Here is a 16,598-nt window from a genome sequence, read left to right on the forward strand (position 1 = left end):
AGGAATAAAATGCTGATTAATTATGTTTGTTGCAGCGCGGCTTTGTGTATCTCATTTGGTAACCCTCGCTGATTGCGCCGCCTGCGTGCCGCTGGGCGACTATGTCAACCCCAGGCTGATCAAACCCTGAAACAGCAAACGGAAAACGATCGTACTCCGCTCACTGGATAGGCTTCTCCAGCAATGATTTGAAACGATGATGAATCCAATTGGGCATCCTGAACCGGCAGCGTATCGACTGCCAGTAATTCGCTCGCGATATCCGCGGGTTTCAAATCGCAACGAGCGCCGCGAATCATTCCGATGAGCTTTAACGCATCCACGCCGAAGGATTCCAGACTCAATGACTCAAAATAGACTTTTTTCCCTTTTGCATCGATTTGACAGAAATGATCGCTCAGGCGGCACATCATTCGAATCTCTCTTTCATAACCCCAACTTGAAAATTTTGTTGAGATTAATTGATTCAAGTCCGATTCTTCAAAACTACAGCGTTTACGTGCGGCATCAACATCCAACTTGAAGCGTTCAGGCTGATAATTGATGGCAATGGCTTTATCGTCGGGAATTTCAAACACCAACACAACACCGCGATGCCCATCTGCATAATGACTCCACAACACCGGATCCTGATATTGTTCTGAAAAACAAATCACTCCATAGTGATCGTTCGCCTGATTATTGAATGTTTCCTGTTTGGTTTGAGTATCGCTATCGGAAAAATCGGCAGCACAAAATTCAAACGGATCATTCAGTTCATTGATGCGCGAAATTTTCAAACGGCGGTCACGCAAGGCTTTTAGGGCAAATTCGGAAGAAGTGAAGTGGTAGACAATCATCGAAAAGTCGGTTGGAGTGGCCGTTTCATATTCATCTTTTATTTTTTAAGAAAATGCCATACATCCTTGATGAAATTTATTTTCTTAAAGGATAAATGAAACCGAATGTGGAAAAAATGATTAAAAGGGCTATAGCGTCAAAGGAAGAAGCATAACTGTTATATCAAGACCTGGTACCTTAATGAGGTTGAAAGAATAATTGAATTATATCTAGACCTGAATCCTTTTGTGTTATTCACACTCCCCATCCTTACAGTACTCGCCATCATGATTCTAATAAATATTTAACCAATGCATTCCAACGACATGAATTAAAAAGCTTGCGCCTCTCAGTTAGAACATTGCTTATTCTTTGAGCAAGAATTCCGCCATAAATCATAAGCTCTTCTATATGCATACTACTTTGAATATGCTGATTGCAGCGAGCTGAATACAATCCTAAGTTTTCAATCTTATGGGATTTATCTTGTGCTTGATTTCGTGATCTCAGATGACCCCATTCATATTTGATATAGTTTTTATCCCAATCTTTGGGAGAATTCCAGCAAAGTGGAAGCTCAGTACCCTCGACATGAAAAAATGGCCTATGATCTTGTGCTTCAAATAGCATTTTTATCATTTCTGATAAATTATCGAATGATGCTTTGAAAGAAACATTAAAACCGGAGCTTTTAAGATGTGGAATCAAAGATCTTATTAAACGTTCAATATTTTCGTCACGTAACTCATACGAGTATGCATCAACATTTTCAGATAATGCTTTTCGGTGATCGATAAGCTTCATTTATTTTCCCAGTTTCTTAACTCGTAAGGTACCAATAAGCGTAGCGCATGCACCATCGTCATTCGGCGCAATGCTATTGCGCCCTACTGAACTCATCAATATACGCTTTCACCGCAGCTACATCCGCATCCTTCACCACAAACCGTTGCGGCAAACTTTCCAGATTCTCAAAGCCCGTCGGGCGTTCCGGTTCGCGTCCGATGGCTTCCTGGATGCTTTCGGCAAATTTGGCAGGTAGCGCGGTTTCCAGGCAAATCAGCGGCACGCCGGTTTCGCGGTGCGCTTGGCCGACTTTGAGGCCGTCGGCGGTGTGGGTGTCGACTAGCATCTGATAGCGTTGGTAGATGTCGCGGATGGTGCTGATGCGCGCAGCGTGGTTGCTGCTGCCGGAGACGAAGCCGTAGTCCTGGATTTTGGCGAACAGCGGGGTTTTCGATAAGTCGAAGGCGTTGCCTTTGTCGACTGCTGACCATAGTTCTTTGACCTGTTGCGCGTTGCGGCCGGTCAGATCGAAGATGAAACGTTCGAAGTTGGATGCTTTGGAAATATCCATCGACGGACTGCTGGTGTGTTGGGTTTCGGTAGTCGTGCGCGGACGGTACACGCCGGTGCGGAAAAATTCGTCGAGCACGTCGTTTTCGTTCGTCGCCAGGATCAGGTGTTTGATCGGCAATCCCATTATGCGCGCGACGTGACCGGCGCAGATGTTGCCGAAATTGCCGGACGGCACGGCGAACGACACTTGTTCGTCGTTGCTTTTGGTCGCGGCAAAATAGCCTTTGAAGTAATACACCACTTGCGCGACGATGCGCGCCCAGTTGATCGAATTGACGGTACCGATGCGGTGCGCTTCTTTGAACGCATGATCATTGCTGACTGCTTTGACGATGTCTTGGCAATCGTCGAACACTCCGCGGATGGCGATGTTGAAAATATTTTTGTCTTGCAGTGAAAACATTTGCGCGGTCTGGAAGCGGCTCATTTTGCCGAGCGGCGACAGCATAAACACACGAATGCCGCGCTTGCCGCGCATCGCGTACTCGGCGCTGGAGCCGGTGTCACCCGAGGTCGCACCAAGGATATTCAATTCGTCGCCGGTTTTGGCGAGCTGGTATTGGAACAGATTGCCAAGCAGCTGCATCGCGATGTCTTTGAATGCCAGCGTTGGTCCGTTGGATAATCCCAAAATGTGCAGCCCCGGTTCCAGCGTTTTCAGCGGTGTGATGTCCGGTGTGCCGAAAACTTCCGCGGTATAGGTTTGATGGATGATGCTGCGCAAATCGTCTGAAGGAATATCATCGACGAAGCGCGACAGGATTTCGAATGCCAGCGCCGGATAGCTCAATCCCCGCCACGCGGATAGTTCTGTTGATGTGATTTGGGGATACGCTTCCGGAATCGCCAGACCACCATCCGGTGCCAGGCCGCTCAACAGAATTTCAGAAAAGCTTTTGGGCGGCATGCCGCCGCGGGTAGAAATATAATGCATGGTTGGTTTCTTCAGGTTATACAACAATGAGAGACCGGGGACGCGGCAAACGCCGTCAAAGCAGTTTGCTGCATCATCGCCGGTTCCCACGTTAGTTGTTCAATTCTTCAATGCGCAGCCGGAACACTTTGCCGGTGACGACCGGTAATGCTTCGATGCGGCTGATAGCGGCATTGATGTTTTTCTCAACTGTCAAATGCGTCAGCATGATGACACTGACTTGATCCGATTCGTCGCTCGCTTCTTTTTGCAGCAACGCACTGATGGAAATATTTTGTTCCGCCACAATCCGAGTAATTTCCGCCATCACACCGGGCTTGTCGATCACTTGAATGCGCAGATAGTAAGAACTTTCTACGTCCTCCATCGGAATCACCGGCGTATCGGACAGCAAATCCGGCTGGAATGACAGCGGCGGTACGCGATGCATCGGATCGGCGGTATGCAGGCGCGTGACATCGACCAGATCGGCGATCACCGAACTGGCGGTAGGCTCTGCTCCGGCACCGGCGCCGTAATATAGTGTGGCACCGACGGCATCGCCTTTGACCACAATCGCGTTCATCACGCCTTCGACATTAGCGATCAGGCGGCGTACCGGAATCAAAGTTGGATGCACGCGCAATTCGATACCTTTTTCGACACGCTTGGTGATACCGAGCAGTTTAATGCGATAACCCAATTCTTCGGCATAGCGGATATCTTCTCCGGTCAGTTTGGTAATGCCCTCGGTATACACTTTGCTGAATTGCACCGGAATACCGAATGCAATCGCCGACATCAGCGTTATTTTGTGCGCCGCATCAATGCCTTCGATATCGTACGTCGGATCGGCCTCGGCATAGCCAAGCTTTTGCGCTTGCGCCAGCACCGTTTCAAACGGCAAGCCTTTATCGCGCATTTCCGACAGGATGAAATTCGATGTACCGTTGATGATGCCCGCAATCCAGGTGATACGATTGGCCGTCAACCCCTCGCGCAGCGCTTTGATAATCGGAATACCACCGGCGACTGCCGCTTCAAAAGCAACGATCACGCCCTTGGCGCGCGCGGCGGCGAAAATTTCGGTACCATGATTGGCCAGCAATGCTTTATTCGCCGTGACGATGTGCTTGCCGTTGGCAATCGCTTCCAAGATCAATTCTTTGGCAATGGTTTGCCCGCCGATCAATTCGACGACGATGTCGATTTCCGGATTCCGGGTCACTTCGTGACCATCGGCTGTGACGATGACATCGGCATCGGCGAGGCTACGCGCTCTTTCCAGATTGGTATCGGCGATCATTTTGATAACAATTCCCCGGCCTGCGCGACGTGCGATTTCTTCTTGATTACGTTTCAAAACGGTATAGGTGCCGCCGCCGACGGTACCAACGCCCAATAAACCTATTTGTATCGGATTCATAATAGTGTGCTGTAAAAAAACTGAAAATTTGCGGTATGAGATTATAAGCGAGAAATGGAATTAGTGCCCGGCAAGCAATGCACTAAACAGTTGAAGCGAACAAGAATTAAAATGCAGAAAGTTGTATAGCCATTAGCTGGTTGTTTCTGCTAATTGGTGCCGTGACGTTTGCGGTAACGTTGTAGAAAATTCCCAATGCGGCCGACCGCTTCAGTCAGGTCGTCAACATTGGGCAAGAATACCACACGAAAATGATCCGGTTTCATCCAGTTAAAACCGGTGCCTTGTACCAGCAGCACTTTTTCTTCCAGCAGAAGATCAAGCACAAATTGCTGGTCGTCCTCAATCGGATAAACTTCCGGATCAAGCCGTGGAAACAAATACAACGCCGATTGCGGTTTAAAACAGCTTACCCCGGGAATGTCCGTCAGTAATTTCCACGCGGTATCACGCTGACGCATCAATCGTCCGGTCGGCAATGTCAAATCGTAAATACTTTGATAACCGCCTAGCGCTGTTTGGATGCCGAATTGCGATGGTACATTAGCGCATAACCGCATTGAGGCCAACATATTCAGCCCCGCGATATAATCGCGCGCATGGTTTTTCTCACCGGAGACTACCGCCCAGCCAGAGCGGAAACCGGCCGCGCGGTAATTTTTCGATAATCCATTGAATGTCACGAACAGCACATCATCGGCCAGTGAGGCGATCGATGTGTGCGTCGCATCGTCATACAGAATTTTGTCGTAAATTTCGTCGGCGTAAATGATCAGTTGATGCTGACGGGCAATTTCAATGATTTCCAGCAGCAATTCCTTCGGATAGAGTGCGCCGGTCGGATTGTTGGGATTGATGATGACGATGGCGCGTGTCCTGGGATTGATCTTGGCGCGTATATCGTCGAGATCAGGCAACCAGCCCGATGCTTCATCGCACACATAATGCCGCGCCATACCGCCGGACAGCACAACTGCAGCCGTCCACAACGGATAATCCGGCATCGGTATCAATACTTCGTCGCCATTATCCAGCAACGCTTGCATCGTCAACACGACCAGTTCCGATACACCGTTGCCGATGAAAATATCATCCAACTGAACATTCTTGATCTGCTTTTCCTGGGTGTAATGCATGATCGCTTTGCGCGCCGCGAACAACCCTTTGGAATCGCAATAACCCGAGGCATCCGACAAGTTGCGGATCACATCTTGCAGAATTTCTTCCGGTACATCAAAACCAAACGTTGCCGGATTGCCGATGTTCAGTTTGATGATGTGATGGCCTTCCTCTTCCATTTGCTTGGCACGCTCCATCACCGGACCACGAATGTCATAACATACATTGGTTAATTTGCTGGATTTCAGAATTGGACGCATGATGAGCAGTAGAATGGTCAGGACTGAATAAAGAAAGAATCAAAGTTTTGCAATGCGATTATTCTTCAAGTTAATCAAGAAAATATTATATCGGCTATCCCCGCATTCTCTCGAACGAAATACACGGCTTTTTTCATTTGAATTTGGTTTTATGCCTTCATCACTCATGAAGCGCAACAATAGATGAGTTAAGAGGCTTCGCTTTTTTTCTGTTTATTGATTGCGGGAGAGATAAACAATGCCGGTATTGGTCTTTTGGAAAACCGCCGATGCATTGGTTTCTTATCCGATTCGTTTGATTCCTCGATTAAGGCATTGACATCGGCATACTTGGATATATAAGGCTGAGTGAATAACGGATCGTTAGCTTTATTATCCGCACGCTTGGTATTTCTGCCATTCACTTCCTTATTGAAGTGAATAACTTTTTCATTGTGTTTTACAAATGAATTATTCTTTTTATTCTGCTTGGATTGTCCGCTACGCCCGTTCTTTTGTTCTTCGACTGCCGCATTTCTTCTAAAATCGCGAACTTGTGTTTCCTTTGATTCAAATCCACCAATTTGCTCGGTTTTGATTTTAATTCCCAATAACTTCTCTATTCCCGCCAGTAAATCATTTTCTTCCTTACTGACCAATGAAATCGCAACCCCTTTCGCTCCTGCACGTCCGGTTCTACCGATGCGATGCACATAATCTTCCGGGTTATTGGGCAATTCAAAATTAATGACGTGGGACAATTCTTCTATATCGAGTCCGCGCGCAGCGACATCGGTTGCGACCAGTACCCGGATTTGGCCTTGCTTAAAATTATCCAATGCCTGTGTACGTTGCAGCTGATTTCTATCGCCATGTATCGCTTCACTGGTAATTTCATGACGCTTTAAGCGTTGTGCTAAACGATCCGCGCCATGCTTGGTTCGCGTAAAAACCAGCACTTGTTGCAAATCTTCTTGCTTGATCAATTGGATGAGTAGCTCTTGTTTTCTAACGGATTCAACCGGATAAACAACGTGCGTTATTAATTCACTCACTGAATTCTGTTTCGCAACTTCGATCAATACAGGATTTTGTAATAGCTTGTTAGCTAGTTTTTTGATTTCCGGTGAAAAAGTAGCCGAGAACATGAGATTCTGCCGCTGTTCCGGAAGCAGCTGAATAATTTGCTTTATATCGGGCAAGAATCCCATATCCAGCATACGATCGGCTTCATCCAAAACAAGTATCTCGACTTTTGCCAGTGTTAGAGTCTTTTGTTGAATATGATCCAGCAGTCTTCCGGGTGTCGCGACCATAATCTCTATGCCGGAGCGAACGATGTCGATTTGTGTATCGATATTGACTCCGCCATAAACAACGGCCGATCTAAGCGCTGAGTACTTGCCGTAGGTTTTAACGCTATCGTGCACCTGCATGGCAAGCTCTCTCGTTGGAACTAAAATTAATGCACGGACCGGATGCTTGGCCGGTGACATACTGCTATTTGCATGAATCTCCAGCCTTTGTAACATTGGAAGGGTAAAACTTGCAGTTTTTCCGGTGCCTGTTTGAGCACCGCCCATCACATCTTTTCCTTCTAAAATTACTGGGATTGCTTGTTCTTGAATTGGAGTGGGGTTTACATATCCCTGCTCGGAGATTGCGCGCAATAAATCGGTCGATAAACCGAGTTGCTCAAATGACATATTTTTACTGCTCCTGAAAATTACCTGATTTGTTTACTATAGACATAACTCATAATTGAAGTTTTTGATAAGAATGATCATCATATTAATGATATCGATGCTATTTCAATAAATAAAAGAACCCGCACAAAGATTTCTGTGCGGGTTCTTTTTAAATTACGCCATTAACTTTATTAAGAATTTTTTAACTCTCAAAAAAGGAATATAGAGACTTACGACCAAGAGTTAGTTACTCCTCATCGTCATCGTCCTCATCATCTGAGGCTTCCGAGCTCGTAGCTGAGCTGCCAGCACCGCTGCTCGCACCTTCGCCTTCATCCTCGTCCTCTTCCTCGTCTTCCCCTCCACTACCTTCATCCTCTTCCTTCACCAATACCAGCTTACCCGCCTTCAAGCTCGCATTCAGGTCGGTCTTCGGTGCTTCTTCATGCACCAGGTTCTGATGGCAGTCTATGCATGTCGCACCTTCCGTCTTCAGCTTCTTGTGCGCTTCCTGCGCATCCGCTCCCGGCGGATTCGGGTTCTTATGGCAGTCCCGGCACGTGATGCTGTCCCATTTCTTCAGGTTCATCCGCGCATCGTGCGCCATGATCAAACGACGCTCGTTAAACTTCTCCAGCGTCGAGTAGTCATTCATCAGTTCCAGGTACAGTTCTCTCGCTCCGTCCACTGCGTGGGTATATACGGCCAGGTGGAAGTTCTTGAACCCTTGCGGTATGTGACAGTCCTTACAGCCAGGATTCACCCCCAGTGCGCCGTAGTGCGTCGATTGCTTCAGTTCCTTTTGCGTATAGGTCATCGAGTGGCAGCTGGTGCAGAATTCTTCGGTCGATAACGCCGCTTCTCCGCCAAATACGACCGCTACCAGTACGATGCCCAGCAACCCGCCTGTCAGCAGTGTGCCTATCGCTCCTTTTTGTATGCCTGTCATTACTCTTTTCCTTTATCTTTTTTGTCCCCTGTCTTTTCCTTGGCGCTGGCTTGGAATTCGTCATGGTACTTGAATTTCGGTTCGCCTACGAAGGTGCCGTCCAGTTTGTAGTGTTCGTGCATTGCTTTGACGTCTTTGACCATTTTGTCAAAGTCAAAAGTGTATTTTGCATCGACTGCCGGGGTGAATGGGGTATAAGGGGCTTTCGCGCCTTTCCAGGGTGAGCCTTCGTAGTTCAGGTGGCATGCTGCGCAGGCTTCTTCAAATTGGAAGTCTTGCCCTTTGTCGGCAACCACTTTGCGTTGTGTGGTGGTGCCTTTGCTTTCAAATGCTTGTCCTGCTTTGCGGTGATCCCCGCGGTAGTTCTTTCCTGGGCCATGGCAGGATTCGCAGCCGACTGCCGCCAGCGGTTTTTTCGCTGCGTCTATGGTGTAGCCGCCTTTCTTGCCGAAGCCGTCAACGTGACAGCCTACGCAGTCTTTGTCCTGGGTGTAGTCTTTTTCCGGATCCAGTTTGGCTTTAACTTTGGCTTCTTTGCGCGCACCCGGTTTTAACGATTCCATCGCTTTGGCGTGTGCGGTGCCTTTCCAGGATTTGGCTTGCGATTTGTGGCAGGAGCTGCATTTCGCGCGTCCTTCAAAGGTGTCCGCTATCGCTGCACCTGAAAAAAATGCGGCCGTCGCCAGAACAGCCAGTATATAGGTTATTGGGTGTTTCATCCTTCTCCTCCTTTATGCTTTTTTAATTCAAGTTTTTGATGGCTTCGTATTGTACGCTATCGCCGCATTGTGTAAATGGCTATTTTGCTCGCGTTTCCGCCTACGGTAGTTTGTAGACCCAGTAGCCGCCTTGTTGGTAAATCAGTTGCGCTACGTCCAGTTCCGTCGGGGCTTTTTTGTCGACAAACGGTAGCATTCTGGCCAGCAGGGTTTGGCTGCTTTTTTCGTCGCTCAAAAAGAATACTCTGATTTCTTCGTCCGCAACCGATTGCAGCGTGTAGGTGTTGAAGTCGTTTTCCTTCAGTTGCACTTTCATTTGGTTGATCATGCCGTGCATGTTGCCGGTCATCGGGAAGTTCTGGAACGCTACGCCGATTTTGTCCGGGTGCATGAGCCCTGCTTTGTACAGGTCGGTGACGTGGACGATGAGGTAGGTTTCCCGGTCTGAGCCTACCAGTTCCCGCAGTTGTTTGACGCCTTCTTCCGCAGGGGCGGTCAGGGCTTCGCTGAAACGCTTGAATTGTGCGCGTTCTTTTTGACTGGCTTTGCTTCCCCAGAATTGGTTTTCATACGCTTGGATCGCTTCGCTTTGTTCCAGCCAGGGTACCGGTATCATCAGCGGTTCGTTCAGGTGGCTGGTGAAGAGTGTGTCGTTGCCGGTGAGCAGTTTGATTTGCCGCGAGGTGTCCCACCATGACAGTATCAGGGCGTCTTTCGGTGCGTGCCTTTTGATCACCGCGGCCAGTGCGCTGAGTTCCGATGGTTTGCGGTCGAAGTTGTACAGTATTTCGTTGGTGCTGTTCTTCCAGTAGATCAGTACCGGTGCTTCATCGTCCTGCCGCGCTACCATGAATTCGGCAATCGGTTTGGCTACTCCGTCCGCTTGTACTTTGTATTGACTCAGTTTCAGTTCCGGCCAGCCCGATAGGTCCATTTTGCTGAACTTCTCGCTATTGCCTTCCGCAACCAGTTGATAGTGATAGGGGACAGGTACCGGCTTGAACCATAAATACGCAAACCAGCCCAGTAAAAGCAAACCTCCCGTCACCAGGAGGATTCCTAATGACGGGAGTAGTTTGTCTCCCGATGACCGCACTGCCTTGGCTGTGCGGTCTTCTGCGTTAGCGCTTATCAAGCTTCGCTTTGCTTACGTTTGCGCCAGCCTGCCAGTGCCAGTGTTCCGGCTAGCAGCATGCCACCGCCTAAACCGCCCAGCGAGATTTTCTCTGCTGTGCCGTCCAAGTCGAGTAGGCTGGTTTTCTTGCTTTCAAGATTTTTAACACGTTCTTGCAGTGCAACCATTTCACGGATGCGGGTGTTTTCGTCTTGAATTTCAACGTAGGCGCGGTTGATCGGACCCCAACCTTCGGTGTAGGTCCAGCCGCCCGGGTTAACGTGCGCCAGGCCTACGTGCATTTTGGCCAGGTCGTTTTCATGCATTTCCAGCACTTTCAGTTCGATCGCTGCAGGGCTGTTGCCTTTCGACCAGAACAGTTGAGCAAAGTAGGCGTAGCCTTCTTTTTCCGGTGCAGGTGGTGCAGGACGGTTGGTTTTTTGTCCTGTCAACAGGCCTTCTTTGTACAGTTGGTGTACGATGGCGTTGGCTTCTTGGTATTTAGCCAGTCCTTCCAAAGTGCCTTTGTCCATCAGGTCGAGGTAGGAGCGGGCAAAACGTTCCGAGTGGCATTGGGTACAAGTAACCACCCATGAGTCCAGACGTTTTTCCGACCATTCGCTCTTGATGTTTTCCGCAATTCCAGGAACAAACGGGTAGTTCGCCCAACGGATTTTTCTGACCATGTTGTGGCTGTATTCGCCTTCGTATTCCATGTGGCAGCCGGCGCAGGTCGGTGCGCTTTGTTTGCCCACTGCATACGCGTCTTTCAGCGGTGCTTCCCAGTTCCATTGGTTGCCCAGCATGCCGACAATTTTGCCGTGTTTGGACATGGAGTACGCTTCCCAGTTGTTGTGGTCTACGCCGCTGTGACAGGTTGCGCAGGCTTCCGGTCTGCGGGATTCCGCTGCTGAGAATTCGTGACGGGTGTGGCATGAGTCACATTTGTTTTGGTTGGTGTGGCACATCGAGCAGCCTTCGGCTACTTCGCGTTGCGGCATCGCCGCCCATACGGTGGTTTCCACGTTGGCTTTGTAGTCCAGTGCGTGCGATGGGCGTCCGTCCGGCCATTGGTCGTGCGGCCAGATCATCGTGTCGCGTTCCGATTCGCGTTCCGCAAATTCTGCCAAGTGACAGGTGCCGCAGACGTCCGCCGTCGGCATTCTGATGTCTTTGGTGTGGTCGGCTTTTTTCTTCGCGCCAATGTCGACGTGGCAGTCGATACAGCCAACTTCTTTCAGGTTTTCCCCTTCAGCCAGTCTGCCCATCGAGCGCAGGTTCTTTTCGATGTCTTCCAGTTTGGCTTTCTTATAAAAAGTAGGTTCGCCCGCTTTCAAATTGCGAATCTTGTCCAGGTTCGCATGGCTGCTACGCTTCCACGCTTGTACCCATACCGGTGATTCGTCGGTGTGGCATTCCACGCATTCTTTGCGGCTTGCCACTTCTTTGTTAGTGGTCGGTGATTTGTAAAATGTCGCCGGGTCCAGGTAAATCCCGTACGGTATCGGTTCCCAGTATTGCGCCAGCGTGCCCCGTCCCGCTCCTTGCGCAGGATCCTTGTAGCGCTTCACTAACGCTTCGTGCAGTTCCTTCGGCGTTACTTTCGCACGATCCAGTTTCAGTGCTTCGTATAATTCGTTCGGTACAGTCGGTATGTCAGCGTGCGCCGCTCCTATCAGCAACCCTCCCAGCATCACCGCCAATACCTTCGGCCATAGCTTGCCTTTCATCTCTCTCTCCTTTGGTTTTCCATATTGCTTCCCTTATACCTTACTTACCTATTTCTCTTCTTCTTGTTCTCGACCATCCTTGAAATATGGCAAAACTACCCCGCCATATACTACCACTACCAATACTTATCTTTTACTTCCATAACATAACCACACTGCTAATATCCTCGCCAAGACTACTTAGTACTCCGACCCCTGTCAAGGGGAGAGATCTATGCTTGAGTGGTAGATTCTTAATCATTAAACTGTACTATCTATTGAAATACCTGATTCTAAACCCAACTCAGGTACCTTCTCTTGATTCTTCCGTTTGCTATGAAAAGACAATCCTGTTCCCGCCGGAACAAGCCTACCCACAATCACATTCTCTTTCAGTCCTCGCAAATCATCTTTCTTGCCCATGATTGCAGCTTCAGTCAACACCCGTGTAGTTTCTTGGAATGATGCGGCAGAGATAAAGGAATCCGTTGATAGCGATGCTTTGGTAATACCTAACAATAAGAACTCATAAGTAGCCGGCATCTTTTTCTCGGCAATCAGTCGCTCGTTTTCGATCAACAGATCAGCACGCTCAACCTGTTCCCCAGGTATAAACGACGAATCCCCCGCGTTAATAATCTGCACTCGTCTTAACATTTGACGTACGATGACTTCAATATGCTTATCATTTATCCTAACGCCTTGTAAGCGATATACGTCTTGCACCTCATCGGTAATATAACGCGCCAATGCTTCAACACCTTGTAAACGTAATATATCGCGCGGATCAGCGGGACCATCAACAATAATTTCACCTTTGTTTACAACCTGCCCATCATGAGCCATGACATGCTTATCTTTGGGAATTAAATACTCATGCACAACCCCTTCGAGATCAGTTATTATAAGTCGTTGTTTACCCTTGGTATCTTTTCCGAATGAAACTACACCCGTCACCTCGGCCAACATACCGGCATCTTTGGGTGATCGCGCCTCAAACAACTCAGCCACGCGCGGCAGCCCCCCGGTAATATCCCGTGTTTTGGATGTTTCTTGTGGAATCCTTGCCAGCACCTCACCAACACTTACTTGTTGTCCGTCACGAACAGTAATGATACAACCGATTTGGAATGTAATGCTCACCGACTGAGTACTTCCAACCATCTTGATTTCATTGCCGTCATCATCCAGGAATTTCACCAGTGGACGCAAGCCTTTTGATTGCAAAACACCACGGCGTTTCGGATCTATAACCACCAATGTCGATAATCCGGTCACTTCATCAATTTGTTTGGCAACCGTCACGCCTTCTTCGACATTCTCAAAACGAACCTTACCGCTATATTCCGTGATAATTGGCCGCGTATGCGGATCCCAGGTAGTCAGAATCTGTCCTGCTTTAACCGTTTCACCGTTACGCACCATTAATGTTGCGCCATACGATGCTTTATGTCTTTCGCGCTCGCGACCATTTTCATCTTGAATGATAATCTCGCCACTCCTCGATATCGCTATCAATTCATTTTGCGCATTCGTTACATAACGCATTGTAGAAGAGTAATGTACTATACCGCTTGATTTACTCTCAACCTGACTGACAACAGCCGTTCTCGATGCTGCACCGCCAATATGGAATGTGCGCATCGTCAACTGAGTACCAGGCTCGCCAATCGATTGCGCTGCAATAACCCCTACTGCTTCACCAACATTGACCGGGGTACCGCGCCCCAAATCACGGCCATAACATTTAGCGCATAGCCCGTAACGAGTCTCGCAGGTCAACGGTGTGCGGACTTTAACTTCATCAATACCCAGTGACTCGATTAAATCAACAGCATCTTCATCTAACAATGTACCTGCGGCAAAAACGACTTCCTGATTTTCAGGATTTACCACATCAATTGCTACAACCCGGCCAAGAATCCGTTCCCGTAATGCCTCAATGATTTCACCGCCTTCTACCAACGCCTTCATCACAACACCATTGCCCGTACCGCAATCTTCTTCGGTGACAACAAGATCCTGTGTTACATCGACTAAACGCCGCGTTAGATAGCCCGAATTTGCCGTTTTTAATGCTGTATCCGCCAAACCCTTACGAGCACCGTGTGTTGAAATAAAGTATTGCAATACATTCAATCCTTCGCGGAAATTAGCGGTGATTGGCGTTTCAATAATCGAACCGTCGGGTTTTGCCATCAATCCGCGCATCCCTGAAAGCTGACGTATCTGCGCCGCCGAACCACGCGCACCGGAATCCGCCATCATATAGATCGAGTTGAAAGATTCTTGCGCCAGCGGTTTACCATCTTCATTCAATTTAGCTTCACCGGTAATTTGATCATGTACCGGTTCAACACCAAGTTGATTCATCATGGCTTTAGCAACTTGATCGCCCGCCCGCCCCCAAATATCCACCACTTTGTTATAACGCTCGCCTTGCGTCACTAGACCTGAAGTATATTGTCCTTCAATTTCTTTCACTTCTTTTTCCGCCGCGGCGATAATATCGCTTTTTTGCGTCGGCACCAGCATATCATCCGCACAAATGGATATGCCCGCACGTGTTGCATAACTGAAACCTGCATACATCAGTTTATCCGCAAAAATGACGGTCTCACGCAATCCGCACCGTCTAAAGCTGGCATTGATAAGTTTCGAAATTTCTTTCTTTTTGAGCGTTTTATTGAGTAAAGAAAATGGCAAGCCCGGCGGAAAAATTTCGAATAACAAAGTCCGCCCTACCGTTGTCTCGCAGCGGGTGATTTTTTCATAGCGCTCGCCATCGGCATTCGTATCGTATTCTTTGATTCTCACTGTAATTTTGGCATTCAACTCTACCGCTCGGGTTTCATATGCTCGCGAAACCTCGCCCACATTTTGAAATATCATCCCCTCGCCACGCGCACCAACTTTCTCACGAGTCGTATAGTAAAGTCCAAGCACGATATCTTGCGATGGCACAATGATCGGCTCACCATTGGCAGGAGAGAGCACGTTATTCGTTGACATCATTAATGTGCGGCACTCCATTTGCGCTTCCAACGAGAGCGGTACATGCACAGCCATTTGATCACCGTCAAAGTCAGCGTTAAAAGCTGCGCACACTAACGGATGCAGTTGAATTGCCTTGCCTTCGACCAGTACCGGCTCAAATGCTTGGATACCCAATCGATGCAACGTCGGCGCCCGGTTCAACATGACGGGATGCTCCCGAATGACATCTTCCAATATATCCCATACCACTGCGCTTTCATTTTCGACTTCGCGCTTGGCAGCCTTGATGGTGCTAGCTATCCCCATTAGCTCCAGTTTATTGAAGATAAACGGTTTAAATAACTCCAGTGCCATTTTCTTCGGCAAGCCGCATTGATGCAGTTTCAGCTGAGGTCCGACAACGATTACAGAACGTCCTGAATAATCAACTCGCTTACCCAGCAAATTCTGACGGAAACGACCGCCTTTACCCTTGATCATATCGGCCAAGGATTTAAGTGCACGTTTATTCGCACCGGTCATCGCTTTTCCACGACGGCCATTATCCAGTAACGAGTCAACCGCTTCTTGCAGCATCCGTTTTTCATTACGAACGATGATTTCCGGCGCTTTCAATTCCAGCAACCGCTTGAGCCGATTGTTACGGTTGATGACACGCCGGTACAAATCATTCAGATCGGAAGTCGCAAAACGTCCGCCATCCAGCGGCACCAAAGGCCGGAGATCCGGCGGTAATACCGGTAAAACCGTTAAAATCATCCACTGCGGTTTAATCCCGGATTTATTAAATGCTTCCAGCAGCTTGAGACGTTTTGAGATTTTTTTGATTTTTGTCTCTGAACCGGTGCTTTCCATTTCACGACGCAGGTTCTCGATCTCGGTGCTGATATCCAGATTACTCAGCAAATCGCGTATACCTTCCGCTCCCATGCTGGCATTGAAATCATCGCCGTATTCCTCTGTTTTGATGAGATAATCATCCTCAGTCAACAACTGACAACGCGTTAACGGCGTCATACCAGGATCGGTAACCACATACGCTTCGAAATAAAGCACCCGTTCAATATCCCGCAATGTCATATCCAGCACCATGCCAAGCCGGGAAGGCAGTGATTTCAGGAACCAGATATGTGAAACCGGAGAAGCAAGTTCGATATGCCCCATCCGCTCGCGGCGAACTTTGGATAAAGTTACTTCAACACCGCATTTTTCACAAATAACACCACGGTGCTTCAAACGTTTGTACTTACCGCACAAGCACTCATAGTCCTTTACCGGTCCGAAAATTTTGGCGCAGAACAAGCCATCCCTTTCCGGTTTAAATGTACGATAATTAATCGTTTCCGGTTTTTTCACTTCACCATAAGACCATGAGCGTATTTTCTCGGGTGATGCAAGACCGATCTTGATGGCATCAAACTCTTCTTTATGAGTAACTTGTTTAAATAAATCTAGCAGTGCTTTCATTTGTCACTCCTGTCGATCAGGGGGCAATAATAATTATATAGACCAAAGCATTAATGGCAAAACAGAATCACTTCCGATTC

11 protein-coding genes are annotated in these 16,598 nt (G+C 48.2%); all 11 read right to left on the reverse strand.

Translation table 11 applies throughout. The features are described 5' to 3' along the window. Positions 1 to 119: 119 nt before the first annotated feature. The 11 genes from HRU78_12000 to rpoC all read right to left on the reverse strand — a co-directional run bounded on the left by HRU78_12000 (position 120) and on the right by rpoC (position 16,518). Positions 120 to 839, reverse strand: coding sequence for a DUF2971 domain-containing protein (locus tag HRU78_12000; protein QOJ24280.1), 720 nt, complete (start codon positions 837 to 839; stop codon positions 120 to 122). Between the two features lie 265 nt (positions 840 to 1,104). After that, entirely contained in the window at positions 1,105 to 1,623 is a 519-nt protein-coding gene (locus tag HRU78_12005) for a hypothetical protein (GenBank protein ID QOJ24281.1), read from the reverse strand. Between the two features lie 73 nt (positions 1,624 to 1,696). Next, positions 1,697 to 3,112, reverse strand: coding sequence for a threonine synthase (locus tag HRU78_12010; protein ID QOJ25043.1), 1,416 nt, complete (start codon positions 3,110 to 3,112; stop codon positions 1,697 to 1,699). 91 nt (positions 3,113 to 3,203) lie between these two features. Then, entirely contained in the window at positions 3,204 to 4,517 is a 1,314-nt protein-coding gene (locus HRU78_12015; protein QOJ24282.1) for a homoserine dehydrogenase, read from the reverse strand. Positions 4,518 to 4,666: 149 nt separating this feature from the next. Beyond that, on the reverse strand, positions 4,667 to 5,896 hold the full coding sequence (locus tag HRU78_12020; GenBank protein ID QOJ24283.1) for a pyridoxal phosphate-dependent aminotransferase: 1,230 nt from the start codon (positions 5,894 to 5,896) through the stop codon (positions 4,667 to 4,669). Between the two features lie 188 nt (positions 5,897 to 6,084). Then, the gene (locus HRU78_12025) at positions 6,085 to 7,581 is read right to left on the reverse strand and encodes a DEAD/DEAH box helicase (GenBank protein QOJ24284.1); all 1,497 of its coding nucleotides are present in this window, start codon (positions 7,579 to 7,581) and stop codon (positions 6,085 to 6,087) included. Between the two features lie 229 nt (positions 7,582 to 7,810). Beyond that, entirely contained in the window at positions 7,811 to 8,512 is a 702-nt protein-coding gene (locus HRU78_12030) for a NapC/NirT family cytochrome c (protein ID QOJ24285.1), read from the reverse strand. Further along, positions 8,512 to 9,231 carry a cytochrome C554 gene (locus HRU78_12035; GenBank protein ID QOJ24286.1) on the reverse strand — a complete coding sequence of 240 codons (720 nt, stop codon included), beginning with the start codon at positions 9,229 to 9,231 and terminating at the stop codon, positions 8,512 to 8,514. The genes HRU78_12030 and HRU78_12035 overlap by 1 nt, the downstream gene beginning before the upstream one ends. Positions 9,232 to 9,331: 100 nt before the next feature. Further along, entirely contained in the window at positions 9,332 to 10,366 is a 1,035-nt protein-coding gene (haoB, locus tag HRU78_12040; GenBank protein QOJ24287.1) for a hydroxylamine oxidation protein HaoB, read from the reverse strand. After that, positions 10,363 to 12,075, reverse strand: coding sequence for a hydroxylamine reductase (locus HRU78_12045; protein QOJ24288.1), 1,713 nt, complete (start codon positions 12,073 to 12,075; stop codon positions 10,363 to 10,365). The genes haoB and HRU78_12045 overlap by 4 nt, the downstream gene beginning before the upstream one ends. A 240-nt stretch (positions 12,076 to 12,315) precedes the next feature. Continuing rightward, positions 12,316 to 16,518, reverse strand: coding sequence for a DNA-directed RNA polymerase subunit beta' (rpoC, locus tag HRU78_12050; GenBank protein QOJ24289.1), 4,203 nt, complete (start codon positions 16,516 to 16,518; stop codon positions 12,316 to 12,318). Positions 16,519 to 16,598 lie beyond the last annotated feature (80 nt).

The organism is Gammaproteobacteria bacterium, assembly GCA_015709635.1.
Taxonomy (GTDB): domain Bacteria; phylum Pseudomonadota; class Gammaproteobacteria; order Burkholderiales; family Nitrosomonadaceae; genus Nitrosomonas.